Consider the following 25,858-nt stretch of genomic DNA (forward strand, 5'->3'; position numbering starts at 1 on the left):
CGGCGGCGCAGCTCAGCCACTAACACCCGCGTTGCTCCACGTAGTACAATCCGGGCGGCGCGGGCATGGCGAAATTGGTAGACGCATCAGACTTAAAATCTGCCGCCGTGAGGCGTGCCGGTTCGATTCCGGCTGCCCGCACCACGAATGATCCCGGCGCTCCACAGCGCCGATGCACGAACCCTGGCGCGCAATCCCCAACCATCCGGGTATGGCAAGCGCAGCTCAGCGGTCTCGTCTGCATGGTGTAGCATGCCATTCGGCACATCAATGCCGCCGCGGCACCACGACACTCCCCAGCACGACATGCAAGGACCCGAATTGAATATCACGATCAACGACGAATTGCGCTCTTTCGTCGATCCACTCAGCCCGATCGAACAAGCCGCGCTCGAGCGCAGCCTGCTCGCCGAAGGTTGCCGCGATGCATTGGTACTCTGGCGCGATACGCTGATCGACGGCCATAACCGGTATGAGCTGTGCCAGAAGCACGGCATCCCGTTCCGCACCGTCCACAACAACACGTTTGAGTCGATCGAAGATGTGATGCTGTGGATGATTGATAACCACCTGGCGCGCCGCAGCGTATCGGACTTCCAGCGCGGCGTGCTGGCGCTGAAGAAAAAAGAGATCGTCTCGGCTCGCGTGGCTGAACGTCCTGCCGATGAGGCAGCCGATGCCGACGCCGCGCCCGATGCCTCATCGCCGCCATGGAACACGCGCGAAGATGTCGCGCGTGCGGCGCGCGTGTCGAGCAATACGATCAGCCAGATCGAACGCATCCAGAAAGCGGCGACGCCCGAGCTGCGCGAAGCGGTGCGTACGGGCACCATCTCGATCAATGCCGCCGCCAACGTGGCGCAGTTGCCCGAGTCGGCGCAGCTGGCCGCCGTGGCCGGCGGACGCAAGGAATTGCAGCAGGCCGCGCGCCAGGTGCGCGAACAGAAAAGTGCGGCTCGCCCGCGCAAAGAGAAAGAAGTGGTCGATCCGGCCGACGAGCTGGCCACGCTGCGCAGCGAGCGCGCGGCGATGAAAGACCGCCTGGCCACGCTGCTGACCGAAAACGAACGCCTCAAACAACGCCTCGTCAACGCCGGTCTCGGCGCCGACTGAACCTCGCCACGCCCTGAAGGAGTCTGCCCGTATGCCCACGTCACGTTCGTTCACGCCGGCATTGCTCGGCTTGCTCCTGATCGGCGCCGCTGCGCCATCGTTTGCCGTTGCGCCCAAGAAGACACCGATCGTCGCTACCAGCGCGCAAGCTGCGCCGAGCGCGGCCACGGTCGCGCGCTGGAAGGCGACGGCCGAGCGCGTGACGATCATGCGCGACAAGTGGGGCATTCCGCACGTGTTCGGCCGCACCGATGCCGACACCGTGTTCGGCACGCTGTATGCGCAGGCCGAGGATGACTTCAACCGCATCGAGCTCAACTACATCAATGCGATGGGACGCCTGGCCGAAGTCGAGGGTGAGGCCGAGATCTGGCGCGACCTGCGCATGAAGCTGTACGTCCAGCCGGCCGCCATGCAGGCGCAATATGCCGCCAGTCCTGCCTGGCTGCAGAACCTGATGAAGGCGTTTGCCGATGGCCTGAACTATTACCTGTACACGCATCCCGAGGTCAAACCGAAGCTCCTGACCCATTTCGAGCCGTGGATGGCCCTCACGTTCAGCGAAGGCAGCATCGGCGGCGACATCGAATCGATCGAGCTGGCCGACCTGGCCGCCTTCTACGGCAAGCGGCCGGCGGTGGCGCAACTGAGTGCGAAACTGGATGCGCAGCGCCATGACCCGCGCGGCTTCGCCCCCGAACCGCGCGGCTCGAACGGCTTTGCCATCGCGCCCAAACTGAGCGCCAACGGCCGCGCGCTGTTGATGATCAACCCGCACACATCGTTCTACTTCCGCCCCGAAGTGCACATGGTCAGCGAAGAGGGCCTGAATGCGTATGGCGCCGTGACCTGGGGCCAGTTCTTCATCTACCAGGGTTTCAACGACAAACTCGGCTGGATGCACACGTCCGGCGGTGGCGACGTCATCGACGAATACCTGGAAACGGTCGTCGACCGCAACGGTGAGTACTTCTACAAATACGGCAAGCACGAGGCGCCGATGCGCAAGGTCGCAATCACGCTGCCGTACAAGACGCCGGATGGCACGATGGCCAGCCGCAGTGTCACTGCCTACTTCACGCATCACGGCCCGGTCGTGCGCGCCGAGAACGGCAAGTGGGTGTCGGTCAAGCTGATGGACGACCCGCTCAATGCGCTGACCCAGTCGTACACCCGCACCAAGGCGCGTGACTACAGCGCCTTCTACAAGGCCATGGAGCTGCGCACCAATTCGTCCAACAACACCGTGTATGCCGATGCGAAGGGCAATATCGCCTACTTCCACGGTAACTTCATCCCGAAACGCGATCCGCGCGTCGACTGGACCCGCCCGGTGGACGGCAGCAATCCCGCCAACGAATGGCAGCGTCTGCACGAGATCGACGAGACCATCACGCTGTTCAACCCGGCCAGCGGCTACATCTTCAACACCAACAACTGGCCCTGCACGGCGGCCGGCCCAAGCAGCCCCAAGTGCGCGAACTACCCGGCCTACATGTGGTCGTTGCCCGAGAATGCCCGTGGCCGCAATGCCGCGCGCGTGTTCAAGGAGGCGAAGGGTCTGGACATCGACGGCCTGATCGCGGCCTCGTACGACACCCGCCTGCAGGCATTCGAGCCGCTGGTGCCGGCCGTCATTGCCGACTACGACGCCTTGCCGCCGGAAGACCCGCGCAAGGCGGCGCTGGCCGAACAGATCGACGCGCTGCGCAGCTGGAACATGCGCTACGCCATCGACTCGGTGCCCACGTCGCTGGCCGTGTATTGGGGCCAGGACCTGGTGGCCCAGCACGGCGCGCGCGCAAGACTCGAGACGATCCCGCCGGTCGACTACATCGCCCAGCGCTTGAGTCCGGCGGACCGCCTTGACGGCTTGCTGCGCGCGTCGGAAAAGCTGACCGCCGACTTCGGCGACTGGCGCACGCCATGGGGCGAGATCAACCGCTTCCAGCGCCTGTCCGGCGCCGTCGACCAGCAATACGACGACAGCAAGCCGAGCATTCCGGTGCCGTTCACGTCGGCCAACTGGGGCTCGCTGGCCTCGTTCGGCATGACGGCCAAACAAACGACGAAGCGTATCTATGGCGACCGCGGCAACAGCTTTGTCGCTGCCGTCGAGTTCGGCCCGAAGGTGCGCGCCAAGAGCATCCTGGCCGGCGGCCAGAGCAGCGATCCCCGGTCGCCGCACTTCAACGATCAGGCTGCCATGTATGCACGCGGCGAGTTCAAGGACGTGCTGTTCTACAAGGAAGATATCGAGCGCAATCTCGAGCGGAAATATCATCCGGGCAAGTGACGATGGGGCCGCGATTGGCTGGCGGCGTACGTTGCCGGCACGCTATAATCGCAGCCTTCGTCGCATTGGATAGACAGGCAGGACAGGGCAGTGGCCAAACTTTATTTCAGGTACTCGGCGATGAACGCCGGCAAATCGACGGCCCTGTTGCAGGTCGCGCACAACTACGAAGAGCAGGGCCAGCAGGTCAAGCTCTACACGGCGGCAATCGACAACCGCTACGGCGTTGGCGTGATCACGTCGCGCCTGGGCGCGCAGCGGCCAGCCGAAGTTTTTCACACTGACACCAATTTTCTTGACCAGGTCGAGAACGTGGCCTGCCTGCTGGTGGACGAGTCGCAATTTTTGACAGCGGCCCAGGTCAGCCAGTTGCACCAGCTGGCCCAGTTGCGCGGCGTGCCCGTGATCTGCTACGGCCTGCGCAGCGACTTTCGCGGCGAGCCGTTCCCCGGCTCGGCCTATCTGCTGGCGCTGGCCGACGATATCGAGGAAATCAAGAACATCTGCACCTGCGGCAAGAAGGCGACGATGAATATCCGCGTCGACGAGCAGGGCCGCCGTATCCGCGAAGGCGAGCAGGTCAGTATCGGCGGCAACGAAAGCTACCGCCAGGCGTGCGGGCGCTGCTTCTACGCACGCTGACACGATGCTCGGCGGCTGCAGCGCCTGGCTTCCCGCCGCCGCCTGCACCATGGCGGCATCATCGCTCGACATCCTCATCTATCTGATGCCGTCGGCCGCGTTGGCCTTCCTGCTGTGGATGGCCTCGGCCGCGCACCCCGTCTTTTTCGTGTTCACCGCCGCCGGCACGCTGTGCCACGAGCTGGCGCATTTCTCCGTGGGCCTGCTCACCAATGCCGAACCGGTCGGGATGAGCGTGCTGCCGCGCCGCATCAAGCGGGCCAAGGGTAGCAAGGCTGGTGGGCATAACTGGGAACTGGGCTCGGTCACGTTTGCCAATCTGCGCTGGTATAACGCGGCGCCGGCCGCGCTGGCGCCGCTCCTCGTGCTGTTCGTGCCGCTGGGCGTGGCCTGGTGGCGCACGCGTCATGGGCTGGCCTTCGAGCCGGTCGACCTGGCGCTGACGGTGTTTCTCGCGCCACAGTTCCTGTCGTTCTGGCCGTCGCCCGTCGACTGGAAGCTTGCTGCCCGGTCGTGGCCATGGGCACCGCTGCTGGTCCTGGTCGGTTTGCTCTGGTATTACGGCGACGCGCTATTGATGCTTGTCAAAGGGTAAATACAGGGTTGTGAGCAGGCTTACGGCAACCTTAATTGTCAGTATTTGCGGTGCCGCAAACGGGTCAGGCTGCCGCTTGCGCGCCGATCTACCTGTAGAATGAAACGAAAAGCGCGGTATGGCAGGTTTGCCTTGCGCCATGCCGCAACCGCAACAGGAATCCCGTTCGGAGAATCGCAGAATGAAGAAGCACGTGCTCCTCGCCGCCATGGCGTTTGCCATGTCCGCCCATGTGGTGACCGCGCAGCCCGAGAAATCCGCTGCCGTCGCAACGCCACCGGCTCCGGCCAAGCCCGCCGATTCGGCGAAGTCTGCTGCCAAGCCCGCCGGCAAATCCGCCACCCCGGCCATTCCGGCCGACATGAAGCCGATCGCCGCCCAGACCCAGGCCGCGCTGTGGGCCTCGCGCGTGCTGGGCCGCTATCACTACAGCCCCGTCCCGCTCGACGACGCCATGTCTGCCAAGATTTTCGATAAATACTTCGAAGGCCTCGACAGCGAAAAGCTGTACTTCGTGCAGGCTGACCTCGACAACTTCGGCGCCCTGCGCACGAAGATGGACGACGCCATCAACAACGAAGATCTGAGCGCGCCGTTTTCGATCTACAACATGTACCAGAAGCGCTTCGGCGAACGCATGGCGTACGCGCGTAGCCTGCTCAAGGGTAATTTCGACTTCTCGACCGAAGAAACGATGCAGTTGGATCGCGAGAAAGCATCGTGGGCCAAGAGCGAAGATGAAATCCACGATCTGTGGCGCAAGCGCGTCAAGAACGACTGGCTGCGCCTGAAGCTGGCTGGCAAGGACGATAAATCGATCCGCGAAACGCTCGACAAGCGCTACGAGAACTACGTCAACCGCATTGGCAAGCTGAACAACGAAGATGTGTTCCAGATGTTCATGAACGCGTATGCAACCGCCATCGAGCCGCACACCAACTATCTTGGCCCGCGCTCGGCCGACAACTTCGATATCGCGATGCGCCTGTCGCTCGAAGGCATCGGCTGCGTGCTGCAGTCGCGCGACGACTACACGATCATTCGCGAAGTCGTGCCTGGCAGCCCGGCTGAAAAGTCCGGCAAGCTCAAGGTCGGCGATCGCATCGTCGGCGTCGCACAGGGCAATGCACCGTTCACCGACGTGCTCGGCTGGCGCCTGGACGACGTCGTCGCGCTGGTGCGCGGCGAAAAGGGCACCACGGTACGGCTGGACGTGATTCCGGGCGACGGCGGCGTCGACGCCAAGCACGTGAGCGTGTCGATGGTGCGCAACAAGATCAGCATGGAAGAGCAGGCTGCCAAGAAGTCGATCATCAAGGTCAAGGAAAACGGCGTCGAGCGCCGCATCGGCGTGATCGCGCTGCCGACCTTCTATCAAGACTTCGAAGGCCGCCGCAAGGGTGAAAAAGACTTCCGCAGCGCCACGCGCGACGTCGAACGCATCCTGGTCGAGCTCAAGAAAGACAAGGTCGACAATGTCCTGATCGACTTGCGCAATAACGGCGGCGGTTCGCTGACCGAGGCTGTCGAACTGACCGGCCTGTTCATCGACAAGGGCCCGGTTGTCATGCAGCGCACGGCGGAAGGCCGCGTCGAAGTCGAAAGCGACGTCAAGGCCGGCCTGGCGTGGGATGGCCCGATGGGCGTGCTGATCAACCGTGGTTCGGCTTCGGCGTCCGAGATTTTTGCGGCGGCGATCCAGGATTACGGCCGCGGCCTCGTGATTGGCGAGCCAAGCTTCGGCAAGGGCACGGTCCAGACGCTGATCGACCTCGACCGCTTCGCACCGGGTGAAAAAGCCCGCTACGGCGAGCTCAAGATGACGATCGCCCAGTTCTTCCGCATCAATGGCGGCACCACGCAGCTGCGCGGCGTGACGCCGGACATCAAGCTGCCGGTCATGACCGACCTCGACAGCTTTGGCGAATCGTCGTACGACAATGCGCTGCCATGGGTGGCGATCAAGCCGGCCACCTATATGCCGGCGGGCGACCTGAAGGAACTGGTGGCACCGCTGCAGCAACGGCATGAAGCGCGTATTGCCAAGGACAAGGACTTCCAGTTCCTGCAAGAAGACATCGCCGAAGTGCTCAAGCTGCGCAAGGAAAACGTGATTTCGCTGAACGAGACCATCCGCCGCAAGGAGCGCGATACGCAGGATGCCCGCTCGAAGCTGCGTGAAGCCCGCCTGGGTGGCACGTCGGCGACGCCGGACGAGCCTGCCAGCGGTCCGGGCAGCAAGGAAAAGCGCGCCGAAGCGCCGGATCCGACCAAGGCCAAGAAATCGGTGGTCGCCGTGCGCGGTACGCCGCGTCAGGATGACGGCTTGCAGGCGGACGAGCGCAATCTGCAATCCGAGCTGGCGGCAGAGAAGGCGGCCAAGGATGCCAAGGACGTCATGCTGCAAGAGGCTGCCAACATCCTCGCCGATGAAGTGGGCATGCTCAAGACGGACATGCGGATGGCGTCGCGCGTGATGCCGTACATGGTCGTCGCGCCGGCCGGTGGGGCCGTCAGCGCCAACGTCAAGTAAGCGTCACGCTTAGCGCGCGACAATGTCGCGCTATACAAAAAAGGCTGCATCCTTTCGGGTGCAGCCTTTTTTATTTGCACTACAGATTACCCGGTCAGGTAGTGACAAACTAATACGAGAATTGTCATAAAAGTATCAACATTGCTTTACGGATGGGAACGGTCTCTATTTTGTTTATAGATTGAAATCTATGTTGTTCATGCTTTTAACTCCAGGTTCGTTGGGATGGATAAACCATTAAATGATGTAAATATGGTACGCACGATTTGATTGCGACCAACAGTTGGCTTTCCGTAACGCATGCTAGGATGACTTCGTGCTTGTAAAAAGAATAATCTTTAATTTCCTAGGAGTTACTTTCATGTCAATTCGCCACCTTGTTGTTGCTTCGCTTCTGATCTCCGCCGGCGCAGCCCAGGCCGATGTCGTGTCGTCGACATCGCAGCCTGCGTTCCAGAACGGCTGGACTACGGGCAATGGTTCCAGTGTCATTGGCTCCGGCGTATTTGGTAGCGGTGTCAGCCTGGTTGGCGGCATTGCACACAATGCCAATACGGATCTGACGTCGGTCCTGGTTGGCAAAGTCAGCGCCAGCCTGTCGCAATCGGATGCCCAGAAACTGTTTGTACAACAAGGCATCGACGCCAGCTACGTGCTGAGCGCCGGTAACGGCTTGCTGGCAGCACGCTTCGGCAACTCCGCAGCAGTCATCAACGATGGCGACGGCGTCAAGATCGTACAAGGGCAGACCGGCCAGAGCAGCAGCGGCGCAACGTCGCCAGCAGCTGGCGGCGCGGCCGGCGGCGGTGCGGCAGTGGGTGGCGGTAGCGGTTCTGGTACCGGTTCCGCTGGCGGCTCGACTAGCGGCTCGACTGGCGGCGGTTCGGCCGGCGTTGGCGTCACCGATGGCAGCACCCCGGCAAGCAGCGGCGGTGCGAGCGGTGGCAGTGCGCCAGTTGCCGGTGGTAGCGGCAGTGTCGACATCAGCCTGCCGCCTGTCACGGACGACACCGGTGATGGCAATGCGACCCAGCCAGTGACTGGGCCGGTTGCAGCGCTGCCCGTCGCCGCCGATCCGAGCCTGATCCTGCCAAATGAAATCAACGAAGTGCCTGAGCCAGGTACGATCGCGCTGATGCTGGCTGGTCTGGCTGGCGTAGGCATGATCGGTCGCCGTCGCAAGGCGAAGTAAGTTTCTTGACGTGCATGCAAGGCAGCCTTGGTGGCTGCTCAACCACCATGGCGCCAGCCTCGTCTGGCGCCATTTGCATTTTGGTGCCGTCGACGTGGCGCAGATTTGTCAGCCTGGAATGCTCTGAACCGGTGTTTTGATATGGTTTCACCATGGTTCATTAGCAGGACTGACGCCAAAAGCCGACACATTTTAATTCCTTGAGTCAATTTTTATTCTTTCTGGCATAGAATCTACGCTGCAAGAATTAGACCAAGGAATGGTATGGCACGGCCAGAGAAAGTGCGCCTCGGCGAAGTATTGATGCAGCAAAAGCTGTTGAGTGAAGAACAACTCCAGCGAGCCCTCGCGGATCAGAAGCGCACCGGCCGCAAACTCGGGCGCGTTTTTGTCGAGAGCGGCTATGTCACCGAGGATCAGATTTCAGGCGCACTGGCGCGCCAGCTCGACATCCCGTACATCAACCTCAAGTTCTACAACATCAATGCCGACCTGGTGCGGCTGCTGCCCGAGACGGCTGCGCGCCGTTTTCGCGCACTGGTGCTGGAAGACCGGGGCGACGCCATGCTGGTGGGCGTGTCCGATCCCACCGACCTGTTCGCCTACGATGAGATTGCGCGCCTGATCAAGAAGGGCGTCGAGCTGGCCGTGGTCAACGAGACCGAAGTGCTGGGCGCGATCGACCGCATCTACCGCCGCACCGGCGAGATCACGGGTCTGGCGCGCGAGGTCGAAGCCGACCTGGGCGACGTGTCCATCGACTTCGGTGCGCTGGCGGCCAACCCGGGCCTCGAAGAAGCGCCGATCGTCAAGCTGCTGCAATCGGTGTTCGACGATGCCGCCCAGGTGCGTGCATCGGATATCCACATCGAGCCGCAGGACGGGCGCCTGCAAATTCGCTTTCGCATCGACGGCGTGCTGCACCTGCAGACCGAGGCCGACCTGAAGGTGGCCACGCCGCTGGCGCTGCGCCTCAAGCTGATGGCCGACCTGGACATTTCCGAAAAACGTTTGCCGCAGGATGGCCGCTTTGCCGTCAAGGTGCGCAACCAGCGTATCGACGTGCGTATCTCGACGATGCCGACGCAGTACGGCGAATCGGTCGTCATGCGTCTGCTGAATCAGGGCGGCACCAATCTGCGCCTGGACGCCATCGGCATGCCGGCACGCCTGGTGGAGCGTTTCCGCGCGATTGTCGCGCGCCCGAACGGGCTGGTGCTTGTCACCGGGCCGACCGGTAGCGGCAAGACGACGACGCTCTACAGCGCGCTGGCCGAACTCAATTCGGTCGAGAAAAAGCTGATCACGGTCGAAGACCCGGTCGAGTACCGCCTGTCGGGCATCAACCAGGTGCAGGTCAACGACAAGATCGAACTGTCCTTCGCGCGCGTGCTGCGTTCGGCGCTGCGGCAAGACCCGGATATCGTGCTGGTCGGCGAGATGCGCGACCAGGAAACGGCGCAGATCGGCCTGCGCGCCGCAATGACGGGTCACCTGGTGCTCTCGACGCTGCACACGAACGATGCCGCTAGCACACCGCTGCGCCTGATGGACATGGGCGTGCCGCGCTACATGGTCGGCGGCTCGCTGCAGGCCGTGCTGGCCCAGCGCCTGGTGCGCGTGATCTGCGAGAGCTGCACGGTCGACTACCAGCCGGCCGCAAACGAAGTCGAGTGGCTGCGCTCGGAACTGAAAGAGCTCGCCGCGACCACGCGCTTTTTCCATGGCAAGGGCTGCTCGCATTGCAACGGCACCGGCTACCGGGGCCGCACCGGCGTCTACGAATTGCTGGAGATGACGCGCGCCGTGACCGAGGCCGTCAACCATCCCGATCCGGGACACTTCCTGAAAGTGGCCCAGGCCGAGATGCGCGGCGACACGCTGCGCCGCCATGCGGTGAGCCTGGCCGTGCAGGGGCGCTCGACGATCTCCGAGGCGATGCGGGTCAGTAACCAGTTCGACGATTGAGCCGGGGACCGATAAACGATGCCATTTTTCGCCTATAAAGGCCGCGACGGACGCGGCGAGTTGCTGCAGGGCGTGCTCGAAGGCGCCGACAGCGGCGCCGTTGCCGACCAGCTCTTCGGCAGTGGCGTGACGCCGCTCGAGATCAGCGTGACCAAGCGCCGCGCGACCAGTGGCGGCGCTGGCAGCAGCAGCCTCAGCTGGCGCGAGCGCCTGTTCGAGAAAAAGGTCACGTCGATGGACGTGCAGCTGTTCAGCCGTCAGATCTACACGCTGCTCAAGTCCGGCGTGCCGATCATGCGCGGGCTGGCCGGGCTGCAGGAGTCAGCCATCAGCACATCATTCGCGCGCATCATCAAGGACCTGCGCGAGTCGCTCGACGCCGGCCGTGAGTTGTCGATCGCGATGGGCCGCCACCCGCTCGTCTTTACGCCGTTCTACCTGTCGATGGTGAAGGTCGGTGAAATGACGGGGCGCCTGGAGGAAGTCTTCCTGCGCCTGTTCGACCACCTCGAGTTCGATCGCGACATGCGCGAGCGCGTCAAGACGGCGCTGCGCTATCCGACCTTTGTCGTGATCGCCATGGTGCTGGCGATGGTCGTCGTGAATGTTTTCGTGATCCCCAAGTTTGCCTCGGTGTTCGCGTCGTTTGGCGCCGAATTGCCCCTGATGACACGCGTGCTGCTGACGACCTCGCAATTCACGATTGCCTGGTGGCCGGCGCTCGCTGGCGTGACTGTTGCATCCATTGTCGGCTTCAAGGCATGGACCCGCACGGTAAATGGCCGGCTGGTCTGGGACCGCGTCAAGCTGCGCCTGCCCATTGCCGGCAAGATCATCCACAAAGGGACGATGGCGCGTTTCGCACGGAGCTTCGCGCTGTCGCTGCGCAGCGGCGTACCGATCGTGCAGGCATTGACGGTGGTGTCGCAGACGGCGGACAACGCCTACCTCAGTTCGCGCATCGACCAGATGCGCGACGGCGTTGAGCGCGGGGAGAGCATCCTGCGCACGTCGACCGCTGCGAACGTGTTCACGCCGATCGTCCTGCAGATGATCGCCGTGGGCGAGGAAACGGGTTCGATCGATGACCTGATGGATGAGATTGCCCTGATGTACGAGCGCGAAGTCGACTACGAGCTCAAGACACTCTCGAGCCAGATCGAGCCAATCCTGATCACCTTCCTGGGTGTCATGGTGCTGATACTGGCGCTGGGTATTTTCCTGCCAATCTGGGATCTGGGACAGGCGGCATTGCATCCGAAATAACACAGGTTTCCAGCCGAGTGTTGCGAAATGGCACCAAAATAATGCTTGCCGGGCGGAAAAGTCGCACTAGCTCAAAATACTTTGTGGAAAGTTCTTCCTGGATATCGAAATTTCCTAGGGTCAATGTAGAATTCTTTATGCGCTCTCCGCCGTCAGGCTTGGATGAGGGCGAAGATATCAGGAGGATCGGTCCACGGCGTGCCTTGGTGCACCGGTCCTCGATCAACCAGTCGAAAGGAATTTTTTCCTTTCAATCATACGGAGAGTAGCGATGAACAAAGGTTTCAACAAAGGCGCGCAAGGCGGTTTCACCCTGATCGAATTGATCGTCGTGATCGTCATCCTGGGCATTCTGGCAGCAACGGCGCTGCCGAAATTCGCCAGCCTGAGCGGCGATGCCCGTGCAGCGTCGCTGCAGGGCGCCCGTGGTGCCCTGAGCGCCGCGTCGTCGATGTTGCGTGGCAAATTCCTGATTACCAATGCCACCGACATCGTTGTCGAAGGCGAGACCATCAAGATGGTCAATGGCTACCCAAGCGTGGCCACCATTGGCGCGGCAGCGGGTCTGAGCGACAAGGACTACAAGTCGGCAATCGCTGGTCAAACCGTGACGTTCACGCCGTTGAACATGCCGGCAGCCCTGGATAACACCTGCAACGTGCGCTACACCGAGGCGACCGCCGCTGTGCCGGCACCGGTCATCCAGGTGATCAGCACCAAGTGCGAATGATCCCCGTGATCTGATTAAAAAAGCGCTGCTGCGGCAGCGCTTTTTTTATGGTCCAGCCCTCGTCAGCGCTGGAGGGCACCAGGCGTGGAAAGCGGGGGCGGCGAAATCGGTGGCTTGCTAGCCACACGCCGGAAATAACTTCACTTACCGTGCGTCTTTTTGTAATTGCCCTCAATCACTCTTGTCTATAATCAAGAAATTGTCGGTAACGACCCATAGTGCGACCAGATTGCGGCCTGCATGCATTTGTTTAAGAAATCCAAGAAAAAAACTGGCTGGCTGAGTTTTGCCATCGCTGGCGACAATGTGTTCGTTGCGAGCGTGGCGAAGACGCCTGGCGCCCAGGCGACTGTGCTCGCCGTCCAGGCGGCCACCGGTGTATCGCGCGATACGATCGACAAGCTGGCAGGCGACGCGCAGGCAGCGGGGCGCCATTGCACCACGCTGCTCACCGGCGGCGACTACCAGATCCTCAACGTCGAAGCGCCCAGCGTGCCGCGCGACGAAATGAAAACGGCGATGCGCTGGCGTCTGAAGGACATTCTCGACTTTCCCGCCGCCGAAGCGACCATCGACGTACTCGACATCGCGCTGGACGCCAACTCGCGCGCGCAGCAATCGGTGTTCGTCGTCGCGGCAAAAAACAGCATTATTGCGCCGCGCCAGAAATTGTTTCTGGATGCTAAGGTTGAACTGGCCGCCATCGATATCCCGGAAATGGCCCAGCGCAATGTGTCGGCCATGCTCGAGCCGGAAGGCCGCGGCATTGCCATGCTGTCGTTCGGTGACGATGGCAGCCTGCTGACGGTGTCGTACCGCGGCGAGCTGTACCTGTCGCGCCGCTTCGATGTCACGCTGGCGCAATTGCTCGAACCGGACCACGAGCGCAAGCACGCGAGCTTCGACAAGATCACGCTCGAACTGCAACGCTCGCTTGACCATTTCGAGCGCCAGTACTCGTTCATCAGTGTCGCCAAGCTCATTCTTGGCCCATCGGCCGTGACGGGGCTGGACGAATACCTGTCCAGCAATCTGTACACGCCGGTGGAAACGCTGAACCTGGCGAGCCTGTTCGACCTGTCGCGCACGCCCGAGCTGGCCGACCTGGCCCAGCAGCAGCGCTTTTTCCTTGCCATCGGCGCCGCGCTGCGGGACGGGGAGGGCGCATGAGCCAGCAAATCAATCTGTTCAATCCGGCGTTCCAGCCGCAAAAGCACGTGCTGTCGGCAGCGCAGCTGGCGCTGGCCGCCGGCGTGATCGTCGTCGGCATCGCCGGCCTGGCACTCCTGGGGAGCATGCGCACGGCCGAACTGCAGCAGCAGGCGGATGCCGGTGCGGTGCAGCTCGACAAGCGGCAAGCACGCCTGGCCTCGGTCAACACCGAATTCGTGCCGCGCGCGAAAGACGCGACGATGGCGGACCAGCTCCTTGGCGCCGACCGCAAGCTGGCCGCCATGCGCCATGTGTCCGGTGCGCTGTCACGGGGCGAACTGGGTGACACGAACGGCTTTGGCGGTTACTTCAAGGCGCTCGCGCGCCAGAGCATGTCGGGTCTGTGGCTGACCGGCGTGACAGTCGACGCGGGCGGCGCCCAGATCGGCATCCGCGGCCGTGCCATGGACCCGGCCATGGTGCCTGGCTACCTGAATCGCCTGACCAGCGAGCCCCTGATGCAGGGTAAGTCGTTCGCCAGCCTGCAAATCGGCGAAGCGGCGCCGCTACCGGTGCCGTCAGCCGTGCCCGGCGCGGACGGCCAGCCCGTCACTCGCGCTGCGCCGTATGTCGAATTCAGCCTGCAGTCGGTCGCCACGGAGCCGCAGCCATGAGCGCCTCAATCAAGCAGCGCGTCCTCCAACTTGCGGCGCGGATCGACGCCCTGTCGCTGCGTGAGCGCGGCATGGTGTTTGGCGCCACCATCGCCGTGCTGGCGTTTGCCGGGCACACGGTCGTGCTGGCGCCGCAGGACGCAAAACAGGCAGCGCTGCGTACGCAGATCGAGCAGCAGCAGACCGCGATCGCCGCCATCGATGGCGAGATCACGGCGCGTGTGGAGGGTTCCCGGATCGACCCCGACGCCCAGGCACGCACGCGCCTGAACACGATGCAGCAAGAGATGGGGCAACTGGGCAGCGAGCTGCTGGCGCTCGAACATGGCCTGGTGCCGCCCGAGCGCATGGGGCCACTGGTCGAAAGTATCCTGCGCGCCAACGGCCGCCTCAAGCTCGTCTCAATGCGGACGTTGCCGGCCGAACCGCTGGCCGCACCGGGCGCTACTACCGCCCCGGCTGCCGCAGCAGGCGCTGCGCCGGTCGCGGGGGGCGACGTGCCCTTGCTGTACCGGCACGGCGTTGAAGTCACGGTGCGCGGCAATTACCTCGACATGGTCGACTACATGAGCACACTCGACGCGATGCCGACGCGGATGTTCTGGGGCCGCGCCCAGCTCGACGTCGAAACCTATCCGACCGCGCGTCTGACGCTCACACTGCATACGCTCAGCCTGGACCGACAATGGATGAAGCTGTGAAGAACCTGACCAAGACCGTGCTGGCCTGCCTCGCGCTGTGCCAGTTGCCTGCCGTCGCGCAGCCGTTGCAGGACCCGACCCGCCCGCCGGCCGGCATGGACCGGATCGCGCTCGATCCGGCCGTGCAGCGCGACGTCCCGCGCCTGCAATCGGTGCTGATCGCACCGCATGCGGGCGGGCGCCACGTGGCCGTCATCGACGGCGAAACGCTGCGCCTGGGCGAGCTCTACAAAGGCGCACGGATCACGAGTATCAAGCCTGGCGAGGTCATCCTCATGCGCGGCAACGCGCGCCAGGTGCTGCGCATGGATGCACCGCTGTCCGGCATGACGCCGGTTGCCCGCTAACCGATGAAGTACGTACCCACATGACACCCAAGTTTGTAATGGCGCCGCGCGCGCTGGCCGTGGCGCTTGCCGTCACCGTGCTCCTGGGCGGCTGCCAGAGCGCGCCACAGAACGCCACCTATGACGCGATCACGAAAGAGCTGACGAAAGCCAGCACCCAGCAGGGCGCCCGCCCTGCAGTGGACGATGCGGTGGCCAATGCGCTGCTGCCGCCCGCGGCAACGCTGGCCAGCCAGCTGCCCAAGGCCAGGCCCGCGCTGGAAGAGCGCTTCAACGTCGCCTTCAACAACGTCCCGGCGCAGCAGTTTTTCCGCTCGATCGTGGCCGGCACCCGCTACAACATGCTCGTGCACCCGGACGTGACGGGCAATATCAGCGCCAACCTGAAGGACGTGACGCTGGTCGAGACGCTGGAAGCGGTGCGCGACATGTACGGCTACGACTACAAGATCGACGGCGCCCGCATCGCGATCCGCCCGCTGACGATGCAGACCCGCATGTTCCATGTGAATTACCTGACGGCGCAGCGCAGCGGCACGTCCAACCTGCGCGTGTCGTCGACGTCGGTGGCCGACGCCGGCAATGGCAACAACAATAACAACGGTGGCGGCAACAACGGCAGCCAGAACAACGGCAACAACAACGGCAATAACGGCAACAACAACGGCAACAACAACGGCAACAACGGCAACAACAGCAACGGCCAGACCCAGACCAACAGCACCGATGTGCGCACGCGCTCGGACAACGATTTCTGGGGCGACCTGAAGCTGTCGATTGCCGCCATCGTCGGCTCGACCGAAGGCGGTCGCAGCGTCGTGGTCAGCCCGCAATCGGGCGTGCTCGTGATCCGCGCGATGCCCGACGAATTGCGCAACGTTGACGCCTACCTGAAGGCCACCCAGCTGTCGGTCGACCGCCAAGTGATCCTGGAAGCCAAGATCCTCGAGGTGGAACTCAACGACAGCTTCCAGAGCGGCATCAACTGGGCTTCGTTCGCCTCGTTCCGCGGCTCGCACCCGAACCGCGTTTCCGGCGGCCTGATTTCGCCCGGCGCCAACCTCGCGCCATTGCCGTACACCGGCGGCCAGCCGCCTGTCATCAACAGCGGCCAGGGCCTGGCAGCCAGCACCGGCTTCTCGCTGTCGAACGCCGCGACGGCAGCCGGTTCGCTGTTCGGCTTTGCGTTTCAGACGAATAACTTCGCGGCGCTGATCACGTTCCTCGAATCGCAGGGCAGTGTGCACGTGCTGTCCAGCCCCCGTATCGCGGCGGTCAACAACCAGAAGGCCGTGCTCAAGATCGGTACCGATGAATTCTTCGTCACCGGCGTGACCAACAACATCACGACGGGCGACAATGGCAGCATCGTGAGCCCGAGCGTGACGGTGCAGCCGTTCTTCTCCGGCGTCGTGCTCGACGTAACACCGCAGATCGACGCCAACGGCAACATCCTGCTGCACGTGCACCCTTCGGTCAGCCAGGTCACGACCGTCAACAAGGATGTCGACCTGGGCTCGGGTGGCACGCTGCGTCTGCCGCTGGCGGCATCGAGCACATCGGAACTCGACAGCATCGTGCGCGGCCGCAACGGGCAGGTGGTGGCGATCGGCGGCTTGATGCGCCAGGCATCCACCGGCGACACCGACCAGCTGCCGGGCGCCGACAAGATCCCGCTCCTGGGTAACCTGTTTCGCAACAAGAACCGGACCAACCAGAAGCGCGAGCTGGTCGTGTTGATCAAGCCGACCATCGTCGAAGGCGCCAGCGACTGGAGCGAAGACATGATGGACGCGAGCCGCCGCATCGAGCAGCTCGATCCACGCAGCCGTGCTTCCGGCTGGGGCGTTGACTGATGTACGCGGCGCACTTTGGCCTGCGCGAGCTGCCGTTCGGCATCACGCCGGACACCAGCTTCTTCTTCGGCAGCCCGCGCTCGCAGGAAGCCCTCAACACGCTCCTGGTGGCCGCGCGCAGCGGCGAAGGCTTTATCAAGATCACGGGTGAAGTCGGCACCGGCAAGACGCTGTTGTGCCGCAAGTTCATGGCGACGCTGGGGGAAGGGTTCGTCACGGCCTACATCCCGAACCCGTATCTCGAACCGCGCACCTTGATGTTGGCGCTGGCCGACGAACTGGAGATCGTGCTCGAGCGCGACGTCGACCAGCATCAGCTGCTCAAGGCGATCAACCTGCGCCTGCTGCAACTGGCCGCGCAGGACCTGCGCGTCGTGCTGTGCCTGGACGAAGCGCAGGCGATTCCCGTCGACAGCCTGGAAGCCCTGCGGCTGCTGACCAACCTGGAAACGGAAAAGCGCAAGCTGCTGCAGATCGTCCTGTTCGGGCAGCCCGAACTCAATCGCAAGCTGCAACTGGACTCAATCCGCCAGCTGGCCCAGCGCATCACGTTCCACTACCACCTGGGACCGTTGAACCGCGACGACATCGATTTCTACGTGGCGCACCGGCTGCGCGTGGCCGGCTTCACCGGCGCGCGGCTGTTTTCCAGCGCCGCGATCCGCAGCCTGTACAGGGCCAGCGGGGGCGTGCCGCGCCTGGTCAACATCATGGCGCACAAGGCGATGATGCTCAGTTACGGCCAGGGTAAACAGCAGGTCGCGGGTGGCCATGTCGCCATCGCCGCGCGTGACACGGTGGGCGTGGGGCGCGCGATCCGCCAGTGGCTGACGGGCGGCGCAATCGTCATGGGCGCCCTTGGCGTATTTGCCTGGGTGGTGGCGCCATGAGCCTGATCAACAAGATGCTCAAGGACCTCGATGCACGCGCCGGCCAGCCTGGCGCAGAACCGTTGCCGGCCGACGTGCGGCCCGTGGCTGCATCCGAGCGTCGCGGACCGGTGCTGCGCGCGGCGCTGGTCGGTGGCGCGCTGCTGGCGGTCGGTGCCGGTGTCGCCGGCTGGAAGATGATGCAGACAGCGCCCGCGCCAACGCCTGCGGTGCTGGCCGCTGCGCCAGTCGCGGCACGCACGGCGGTGGTGGTGGACATGCCGGCGGCAGCGCCGGTGCAGGTGATCGATGTGGCGCCAGCTGCGTTGGCACCGGAACCGACACCGGAACCAGAGCCGGCACCGGCACCGGCACCGGCACCGGCAGCCAGGCGTGTCACGCCGGTCGCTCCGGCACCAACCGCCAGGCCTGCACCACGCACGGTTGCCGTGGCCAAGACTGCACCGGCTGTACCGGCTACGGGTCGCACCGACACGCCGTCGCAACGGGCCGAAAACGCCTACCGGCGCGCACTCGGCGTGCTGGAAGATGGTCGCGTGACCGAGGCGATCGCCACGCTGCAGGCGGGCCTGCAGATAGATCCGCGCCACGAAGCAGCGCGCCAGACGCTGGTCGGCCTGCTGATCGAGGCTGGCCGTCCGGACGATGCGATGCGCCAGTTGCAGGCGGCGCTCGCGATCGACGCGCGCCAGCCGGCACTGGCGATGCTGCTGGCACGCCTGCAGCTCGAACGGGGCGGGCCGGCCGTTGATACCCTGATGCGCACGCTGCCCTATGCGGCGGGCAACGGCGAGTACCACGCATTCCTGGCCGGCGTGCTGCAGCGCGAAGGTCGCGCGCATGAAGCGGCCGAGAACTATCAGGCCGCGCTCAAGCGCTCGCCCGGCAATGGCGTCTGGTGGATGGGCCTGGGCATCGCGCTGCAGGCCGACAAGCGCGATGCAGAAGCTGCCGCCGCATTCGTGCAGGCGCAGGCCAGCGGGACGCTGTCGCCCGAACTGCAGGCCTTCGTCGAGCGCAGGCTGGGCCAACTCGGTCGTTGAGGCCGCCGCCGGGGAGGGCTGGCATGGTAAAGTGTCATGCCTGCGCAGGTACCCCTGCGCAGCTCCCCGGTCAACGAGCGTGACCCAATAACAGTACCCCGGGTGTCCCATGAACTTGTTCGAACATTTGGCCTTGCTGGCCGTGCTGGTGCTTGCGGCGGGCTTCCTGTCGCTCACCGAGATCTCGCTGGCAGGCGCCCGCAAAATCAAACTCAAATTGCTGGCCGAGGCGGGCGACGAGCGCGCCCGCAAGGTCATGGCGCTGCAGGCGCATTCGGCCGACTTCTTCGCCGCCTCGCAGCTTGGCCTGAACGCCATTGCGATCCTCGGCGGTATCCTGGGCGAAGGGGCGCTGCGCCCGTTCTTCCTCGAGTGGCTGTCCGTGGTCTACACAGGCCCGGGCCGCGAAAACATCGCCTTCACGCTGTCGTTCGTGTTCGTCACCACGCTGTTCGTGCTGTTCTCGGACCTGATGCCCAAGCGCCTCGCGCTGATCTCGCCCGAGACGACGGCGATGGCGGTGATCCGCCCGGTGCTGTTCGTCATCCGCCTGTTCAAGCCGTTTTCGTGGACGCTGAACGTGATCGCCAACGGCTTGTTCAAGCTCTTTGGCATCAACATGACGCGCGAAGACCGCATCACGTTCGATGAAATCTCGGCGGTAGTCGAAGCGGGTGCGCAGGCCGGCGTGCTGCAAAAGCAGGAGCAGCACTTCATCGAGAACGTGTTCGAACTCGAGTCGCGCGCCGTGACGTCGACGATGACGACGCGCGAAAACATCGTGTTCTTCGACCTGACCGAGCCCGAAGAGAGCGTGCGCCAGAAGATCGCTGCGCACTCGCTGTCGAAATTCCCCGTCTGCGATGGCGTGATCGACCGCGTGGTCGGCTATGTCGATACGCGCGACATCCTGGTGCGCCTCTTGAACAACCAGTCGCACTTCCACCTGAGCGAGTCGACGATCCGCACGGTCTTGATCATCCCGGACAGCCTGACGCTGTCCGAGCTGCTCGACCGCTTCCGCTCCAGCAAGGAGACCTTCGCGGTCGTGATCAACGAGTATGCGTTTGTCGTCGGCGTGATCACGCTGTCGGACATCATGGTGACGGTGATGGGGCGCTGGGGCAGTCCGCTGGAAGCGGACCAGCAAACGATGCAGCGCGAAGACGGTTCGTGGCTGATCGATGGCAGCACGCCGGTGGCGGAGATGAAGCGCGTGATCGACCTGCATTCGCTGCCCGAAGAAGAGCGCTACGAGACGGCGGCCGGCTTCATGATGTTCATGCTGCGCAAGGTGCCCAAGCAGACCGACAGCGTCGAGTACGAAGGCATGCGCTTCGAGGTGCTCGACGTCGACCATCACCGGATTGACCAGATACTGGTCAAGCGCCTCGACCCGGGGCAGAAGGCGCTCGGGGCGGCCACGCCTGCCGTCCACTAGGTATCGGCGAAACTGCGCTTAGAACTGAGCCTACAACCGTACGAGACGCTCCAGCGCAAGCTGCAGCGTCTCGTCTTTTTTCGCAAAGCAGAAACGCACCACATGCGACTCTCTCGGCTGGCTGTAGAACGCCGAGACGGGAATGGCGGCGACCTTGATCTCGCGGGTCAGCCATTCGGCGAAGTCCGCTTCGCTCAAATCCGAGATCGCGTCGTAGCGCACGCACTGGAAGTAGGTGCCGTCCGACGGCAGCAGCGTGAAGCGCGACGCCGCCAAGCCGGCGCGGAACAGATCGCGCTTGGCCTGGTAGAACGCCGGCAGGTCGCGCCACGGCGCCGGGTCCTGCAGGTAGGCGGCGATCGCGTGCTGCATCGGCGCGTTGACGCAAAAGACGTTGTACTGGTGGACCTTGCGAAACTCGACCATCAACGCAGCCGGCGCGGCCACGTAACCGATCTTCCAGCCTGTGACGTGGAAGGTCTTGCCAAAGCTGGAGACGACGAATGCGCGTTCGGCCAGCGCCGGATGGCGCGCCACCGAGGCATGCGGCTCGCCGTCGAACACCATGTGTTCATACACTTCGTCCGACAGCACCAGGATCTGCGTGTCCTGCACGATCGCCACCAGCGCGTCGAGATCGGCCTGGCGCAGGATCGTGCCCGTCGGGTTATGCGGCGTGTTGATGACCACCATACGCGTGCGCGGCGTGACCGCTGCCCGCACGTCCTCCCACTCAACGCGGTAGCCATCGGCGTCCAGTCGCATCGTCACCGGCACCACGACGCCACCGGCCAGCACGATGGCCGGCGCATAGCAGTCGTAGGCCGGCTCGATGACGATCACCTCGTCGCCCGGGTGCACGACGGCCAGGATCGCCGACTGGATCGCCTGGCTGGCGCCAGCAGTCACGGTGATTTCGGTAATCGCGTCGTAGCGATGGCCGTAAGTCGCCTCGATCTTGGCCGCAATCGCCTGGCGCAGCGCCGGCAGGCCGGTCATCGGCGGATACTGGTTATGGCCGGCGCGCATCGCGTCAGTCACCAGATCGACCAGCGCCGGGTCGCAGGCGAAATCGGGGAAACCCTGCCCCAGGTTGACGGCGCCATGGTCGATGGCCAGTTGCGACATGCGGGTGAACACGGTGGTGCCGACGTGCGGCAGGCGGGAGACCAGCGGTGGGAGGCTCATGAATGCATCCTGATCGAAAGCAAATGGGGTAAAGCCTTATTCTAGCGTGCCTTCGGCCCTGGCCTGGCGCCACATGGCCACCCACACCTCGGGCAGCATGATGCGAAAGAGCCCCGCCTGCGCCGTCTTGCGTCCCAGCTTGAGCAGCGCCTTGTCCTTGCTGATCAGGATCGACGCGCCGGCATCGCGCGCGAGCTCCATGAATTTCTGGTCGTCGCGGTCGGTACACACGGGCAGGCGGATCGCTTTCGAATCGACGTCAACGAGGCGCAGCAGGGCGTCGAAGCGGGCGGCGGCTGCCAGGCGGCTGTCGTCGTCCAGCGGCAGGTGATGGTAGTGCAGCACGGCCAGGTATTCGGCGCGGCAGTCGGCGCGCGTGATGGCGTCGATCTCCTTCGATTCGATGGCGGCAAGCAGGTCGGCCCAGCGCGGATCGTGGAACACGAACAGGTCGAGCAGCACATTGGTGTCGATGACGATGGTTGGGGCTGGAGCGGTTATCATGTCGGTTGCTTATTTATGGAAAAGTTTCGTACGGCCATGCTGATTGTCCTGTCTCCCGCCAAGTCCCTCGATCTCGAATCGCCCCTGAGCACGCCGCACCAGTCCACACCCGATTTCATTGCCCATGCAGGCGAACTGATCGAGGTCCTGCGCGGCCATTCACCCGCCTCGATCAGCGAATTGATGGACCTGTCCGACGCGCTGTCGATGCTTAACGTCGGGCGCTACGCCCACTGGGAAGCCGATCATGGACAAGCGCGGCCGGCGATCATGTCGTTCAATGGCGACGTGTACACGGGCTTCGATGCGCGCACGTTGAACACCGAGGCGCTGACGTTTGCCCAGCGCCACGTGCGCATCCTGTCGGGCCTGTACGGCGTTCTGCGGCCATTGGACCAGATGCATCCGTATCGCCTGGAAATGGGCACCCGGCTGGCTACGCCGCGCGGCAAGGACCTGTACGCGTTCTGGGGCGAGACGATCACCGCCGCCCTGAACACGCAACTGGCAGAGAACGGCTCAACGGCGCTGGTGAATCTGGCCTCGACCGAGTACTTCAAGTCGGTCAAGCCCAGGCTGCTGGCTGCGCCGGTCATCGAGCCCGTGTTCCAGGACTGGAAAAATGGCAACTACAAGATCATCTCGTTCTACGCCAAGCGTGCGCGCGGGATGATGGCGCGCTATGCCACCGAGAACGGCATCACGGATCCCGAGGGGCTCAAGGACTTCGATGTCGACGGCTATGCTTTCGAGCCGGCGGCGTCAAGCGAGCGCGCGTGGGTGTTCCGGCGCCGCATCGCCGACGCTGTCGGGTAAACGTCGTAGGGTGGGCGGGTATCCCGCCCACGCGTTCAAATCGGCTTTGCCTATTGCGGGCCGAGGTTTGAACGCGTGGACGGCATAGCCGTCCACCCTATGTGCTTGCTGCTGCTTACTGCACCGCATCCTTCGGCGCCGCCTTGGCGCCACCCTTGGACCAGAACTTCCACCACGGCGCATCGCCGCGTGCGTTCGGGTTCAGGAAGTAGCTGTCCGGATAGTTCAGCGCGAACACACGCTGCGTATCGTCGCGCAGCAGCGGCATGCCGAGCTTGTCATACGAGCGGATCATGATGAACAGCGCTTCTTCACGTGCCGGGGCATCGGTGTAGTTGGTCACCGCATCCTGGGCACGATTGAGCGCCGCCAGGTACGCGCCGCGGCGGTAGTAGTAATTCGCCACGTGCACTTCGTACTGGGCCATCGCATTGATCAGATAGCTCATGCGCTCGGTCGCGTCGGCTGCGTACTTGCTGTTCGGGTACTTGTCGACCAGCGCCTTGAACGCGGCGAACGCTTCACGCGTTGCACGCGGATCGCGCTCGGTCGGGTCCTGCGAGTACACGAAGCTGAAGAACCCGAGCTGATCGTTGAAATTGATCAGGCCACGCAGGTAGTACATGTAGTCGACCTGGGGGTGGTTAGGGTGCAGCTTGATGAAGCGCTCGACCGCTGCCAGCGCTTGCGCCTGGTCAGCCGACTTGTAGTGGGCGTACGCCACTTCCATCTGCGCTTGTGTTGCGTACACGCCGAATGGGAAGTTGGTTTCGAGCCGCTGGAACAACGGGATTGCGGCTTCGTAGTGCCCACCTGCCATCTCTTCGCGCGCCTCAGCGTATAATTTCTCCGCCGACCAGTTTTTGGACTCGTCCTTGGCCTTTGGCAGCATACTGCATGCCGACAGACCGACGAGGGCGCAAGTAGCGACCAACACAGACAATTTTTTTTGCATAGCTTTTTGCAAGAAATGTTTTACCTAGATTCAACGAACGGCTGATTATAGCCGATGGGACTCACGTGATATTAACTCCTGCGCCGAATCCGGCGGATTTACCGATTGACCCTGATTTTGACGATGAGCTGGAGATCGGGTTCGTCCCGTTGCCAGGCACCGATCTGTCGCCCATTACCCTGGCGCTGCAAGAGGAACACTGCGGCCAGCGCCTCGACAAGGTAGTGGCCGGCCTGGTGCCCCAGTTCTCGCGCAGCCGCCTGCAGCAATGGTTCGAAAGCGGCCACATCACGGTTGACGGTAAACCGGCCCGGGGCAAGGACACGGCCTATGGCGATGAAGCCATTGTCGTCGTGCCACAAGCTGCGCCTGAAGACACGGCGTTCGCGCCGGAAGCGATGGATCTCACCATCGTGTACGAAGACGACGACATCATGGTCGTCAACAAGCCGGCGGGCCTCGTCGTGCACCCGGGTTCGGGCAACTGGACCGGCACGCTGCTCAACGGCCTGCTGCATCACTGCCCGCAACTGGTTGGTGTGCCGCGCGCCGGCATCGTCCACCGTCTCGACAAGGATACCAGTGGCCTGATGGTGGTCGGCAAGACGCTCGCCGCCCAGACCGACCTTGTACGCCAGCTGCAGGCACGCACCGTCAAGCGCGAATACTTCGCGCTGGTGTGGGGCACGCCGCGCCTGTCGGGCACGATTGATAGCCCGATGGGGCGCGACGCCAAGGATCGCGTCAAGATGGCCGTCTCGAGCAGCCCGTTTGCCAAGCCGGCGATCACCCATTACGAGCGCGTCATTTCGGGCGAGCTCGACCGGCGTCCCGTCACGCTGGTACGCTGCCGTCTGGAGACTGGCCGCACCCACCAGATTCGCGTGCACATGCAGTCGCTGGGCTTTTCGCTCGTCGGCGATGCTGTCTACGGCAAGCGCCACCTGACGCCGGTGTTCCCGCGCCAGGCGCTGCAGGCGCGTCGCCTCGGCCTCGTGCATCCGGCCACCGGTGAGCAATGCGAATGGACCGTGCCGCTGGCCGACGATTTCGCCGAGCTGATCGCGCGCGCGGGCATCGAAGAGCCGGAACTGGGTGAGTTCGGCACGGCGATCGAGGATGCCGCGGACGACGACAACGGCGTCGTCACCTACCGCGCATGAGCACGCTGGCCCCGTTGTCCCATTCAGCGCTGGTCTGGCCAGATTGGCCTGACTTGCCGGCGACCGTGGGCGCGCTGGCGACCAGCCGCGATGGCGGCGTCTCCGTCGGTCCGTACGACGACGGCAAGGGTGGCGGGGGCCTGAATCTGGGCCTGCACGTGAACGACGCGCCAGACGCCGTCGCGGCCAATCGCGCCTTGCTGCAAGCCTGGTTGCCGGGCCGTCCGGCCTGGATCGCCCAGGTGCACGGTGCCGACGTCGTCGACGCCGGCACCGTGGGCCCGGACCAGCCAGTGCGCACGGGCGACGCCAGCATCGCCACGATGCCTGGAATCGTCTGCGCCATCCTGACTGCCGATTGCCTGCCGGTGCTGTTTGCCGATCTGGATGGCAAGGTGGTGGGCGCGGCGCACGCCGGCTGGCGCGGTTTGGCCGGTGGGGTGTTGGGTTCAACCGTGCGCGCCATGCGTGCGGCAGGCGCGGGCGAGATCACGGCGTGGATGGGGCCGGCTATCGGTCCCAATGCGTTCGAGGTTGGCGACGACGTGGTGGCGGCATTTGCCGCGGCGCTGCCGGGTGACGCAACACGTGCCTGCTTCTCTGCCTACCCGGGTCGGCCCGGTAAATACCTCGCTGACATGTTCACGCTGTCACGTTTGACCCTGGCGCGTGACGGCGTCGAACGCGTGCACGGTGGCGGGCTGTGTACGGCCGGTGCGCCGGAGCGCTTTTATTCCTACCGCCGCGATGGCGTGACCGGCCGCCAGGCTAGCGTCATCTGGATGAGATAGAT

At 63.7% G+C, this 25,858-nt stretch carries 23 protein-coding genes and 1 tRNA gene; 21 read left to right on the plus strand and 3 right to left on the minus strand.

Annotated features, from left to right (window positions below; genetic code table 11):
* Positions 1-59 precede the first annotated feature (59 nt).
* From AC1MGT_RS21395 to paeA, 18 genes are all read left to right on the plus strand, one after another.
* Positions 60-144: transfer RNA gene (locus AC1MGT_RS21395), tRNA-Leu, on the plus strand.
* Between the two features lie 177 nt (positions 145-321).
* Positions 322-1,113 (plus strand): ParB N-terminal domain-containing protein, encoded by a 792-nt coding sequence (locus tag AC1MGT_RS21400; protein ID WP_499453432.1) that lies wholly within the window; start codon positions 322-324, stop codon positions 1,111-1,113.
* 31 nt (positions 1,114-1,144) lie between these two features.
* Complete coding sequence (locus AC1MGT_RS21405) at positions 1,145-3,409, plus strand: penicillin acylase family protein (protein ID WP_499501992.1); 2,265 nt, start codon at positions 1,145-1,147, stop codon at positions 3,407-3,409.
* Between the two features lie 90 nt (positions 3,410-3,499).
* The gene (locus tag AC1MGT_RS21410; protein ID WP_499501993.1) at positions 3,500-4,051 is read left to right on the plus strand and encodes a thymidine kinase; all 552 of its coding nucleotides are present in this window, start codon (positions 3,500-3,502) and stop codon (positions 4,049-4,051) included.
* A gap of 49 nt (positions 4,052-4,100) precedes the next feature.
* Positions 4,101-4,646 (plus strand): hypothetical protein, encoded by a 546-nt coding sequence (locus AC1MGT_RS21415; protein WP_499501994.1) that lies wholly within the window; start codon positions 4,101-4,103, stop codon positions 4,644-4,646.
* 181 nt (positions 4,647-4,827) lie between these two features.
* Complete coding sequence (locus AC1MGT_RS21420) at positions 4,828-7,179, plus strand: carboxy terminal-processing peptidase (RefSeq protein ID WP_499501995.1); 2,352 nt, start codon at positions 4,828-4,830, stop codon at positions 7,177-7,179.
* Between the two features lie 361 nt (positions 7,180-7,540).
* A complete protein-coding gene (locus tag AC1MGT_RS21425; RefSeq protein ID WP_499501996.1) occupies positions 7,541-8,371 on the plus strand; it encodes a PEP-CTERM sorting domain-containing protein in 831 nt (276 codons plus the stop codon).
* 264 nt (positions 8,372-8,635) lie between these two features.
* Complete coding sequence (locus AC1MGT_RS21430) at positions 8,636-10,339, plus strand: GspE/PulE family protein (protein WP_499501997.1); 1,704 nt, start codon at positions 8,636-8,638, stop codon at positions 10,337-10,339.
* 18 nt (positions 10,340-10,357) lie between these two features.
* On the plus strand, positions 10,358-11,605 hold the full coding sequence (locus AC1MGT_RS21435) for a type II secretion system F family protein (protein ID WP_499501998.1): 1,248 nt from the start codon (positions 10,358-10,360) through the stop codon (positions 11,603-11,605).
* 271 nt (positions 11,606-11,876) lie between these two features.
* Positions 11,877-12,335 (plus strand): type II secretion system protein, encoded by a 459-nt coding sequence (locus AC1MGT_RS21440; RefSeq protein ID WP_499453443.1) that lies wholly within the window; start codon positions 11,877-11,879, stop codon positions 12,333-12,335.
* Between the two features lie 240 nt (positions 12,336-12,575).
* A complete protein-coding gene (locus tag AC1MGT_RS21445) occupies positions 12,576-13,505 on the plus strand; it encodes an agglutinin biogenesis protein MshI (RefSeq protein ID WP_499501999.1) in 930 nt (309 codons plus the stop codon).
* Positions 13,502-14,161, plus strand: a complete 660-nt coding sequence (locus AC1MGT_RS21450; protein WP_499502000.1) for a PilN domain-containing protein — start codon at positions 13,502-13,504, stop codon at positions 14,159-14,161. Before AC1MGT_RS21445 ends, AC1MGT_RS21450 begins: the two co-directional genes overlap by 4 nt.
* Complete coding sequence (locus AC1MGT_RS21455) at positions 14,158-14,862, plus strand: hypothetical protein (protein WP_499502001.1); 705 nt, start codon at positions 14,158-14,160, stop codon at positions 14,860-14,862. The genes AC1MGT_RS21450 and AC1MGT_RS21455 overlap by 4 nt, the downstream gene beginning before the upstream one ends.
* Entirely contained in the window at positions 14,847-15,209 is a 363-nt protein-coding gene (locus AC1MGT_RS21460; protein WP_499502002.1) for a hypothetical protein, read from the plus strand. Before AC1MGT_RS21455 ends, AC1MGT_RS21460 begins: the two co-directional genes overlap by 16 nt.
* A 20-nt stretch (positions 15,210-15,229) precedes the next feature.
* Positions 15,230-17,065 (plus strand): pilus (MSHA type) biogenesis protein MshL, encoded by a 1,836-nt coding sequence (gene mshL, locus AC1MGT_RS21465; RefSeq protein ID WP_499502003.1) that lies wholly within the window; start codon positions 15,230-15,232, stop codon positions 17,063-17,065.
* Entirely contained in the window at positions 17,065-17,955 is an 891-nt protein-coding gene (locus tag AC1MGT_RS21470; protein ID WP_499502004.1) for an ExeA family protein, read from the plus strand. The genes mshL and AC1MGT_RS21470 overlap by 1 nt, the downstream gene beginning before the upstream one ends.
* The gene (locus tag AC1MGT_RS21475) at positions 17,952-18,998 is read left to right on the plus strand and encodes a tetratricopeptide repeat protein (protein WP_499502005.1); all 1,047 of its coding nucleotides are present in this window, start codon (positions 17,952-17,954) and stop codon (positions 18,996-18,998) included. Before AC1MGT_RS21470 ends, AC1MGT_RS21475 begins: the two co-directional genes overlap by 4 nt.
* Before the next feature lie 109 nt (positions 18,999-19,107).
* Complete coding sequence (paeA, locus tag AC1MGT_RS21480) at positions 19,108-20,439, plus strand: polyamine export protein PaeA (protein ID WP_499502006.1); 1,332 nt, start codon at positions 19,108-19,110, stop codon at positions 20,437-20,439.
* 30 nt (positions 20,440-20,469) lie between these two features.
* Here paeA and AC1MGT_RS21485 read toward each other — a convergent pair whose 3' ends face one another.
* Entirely contained in the window at positions 20,470-21,627 is a 1,158-nt protein-coding gene (locus tag AC1MGT_RS21485; protein WP_499502008.1) for a pyridoxal phosphate-dependent aminotransferase, read from the minus strand.
* Between the two features lie 36 nt (positions 21,628-21,663).
* A complete protein-coding gene (locus tag AC1MGT_RS21490) occupies positions 21,664-22,131 on the minus strand; it encodes a putative toxin-antitoxin system toxin component, PIN family (protein WP_499502009.1) in 468 nt (155 codons plus the stop codon).
* Positions 22,132-22,167: 36 nt separating this feature from the next.
* Between AC1MGT_RS21490 and yaaA the strand changes: the two genes are divergently transcribed.
* A complete protein-coding gene (gene yaaA, locus AC1MGT_RS21495) occupies positions 22,168-22,947 on the plus strand; it encodes a peroxide stress protein YaaA (RefSeq protein ID WP_499504343.1) in 780 nt (259 codons plus the stop codon).
* A 115-nt stretch (positions 22,948-23,062) separates the two neighbouring features.
* Here yaaA and AC1MGT_RS21500 read toward each other — a convergent pair whose 3' ends face one another.
* Positions 23,063-23,902 (minus strand): outer membrane protein assembly factor BamD, encoded by an 840-nt coding sequence (locus tag AC1MGT_RS21500; protein WP_499502010.1) that lies wholly within the window; start codon positions 23,900-23,902, stop codon positions 23,063-23,065.
* Between the two features lie 65 nt (positions 23,903-23,967).
* Here AC1MGT_RS21500 and AC1MGT_RS21505 point away from each other — a divergent pair, with 65 nt between their 5' ends.
* On the plus strand, positions 23,968-25,065 hold the full coding sequence (locus AC1MGT_RS21505) for an RluA family pseudouridine synthase (RefSeq protein ID WP_183551769.1): 1,098 nt from the start codon (positions 23,968-23,970) through the stop codon (positions 25,063-25,065).
* Positions 25,062-25,856, plus strand: coding sequence for a peptidoglycan editing factor PgeF (pgeF, locus tag AC1MGT_RS21510; RefSeq protein ID WP_499502012.1), 795 nt, complete (start codon positions 25,062-25,064; stop codon positions 25,854-25,856). The genes AC1MGT_RS21505 and pgeF overlap by 4 nt, the downstream gene beginning before the upstream one ends.
* Positions 25,857-25,858: the final 2 nt, after the last annotated feature.

This window comes from Telluria sp. BA11 (genome assembly GCF_056680305.1).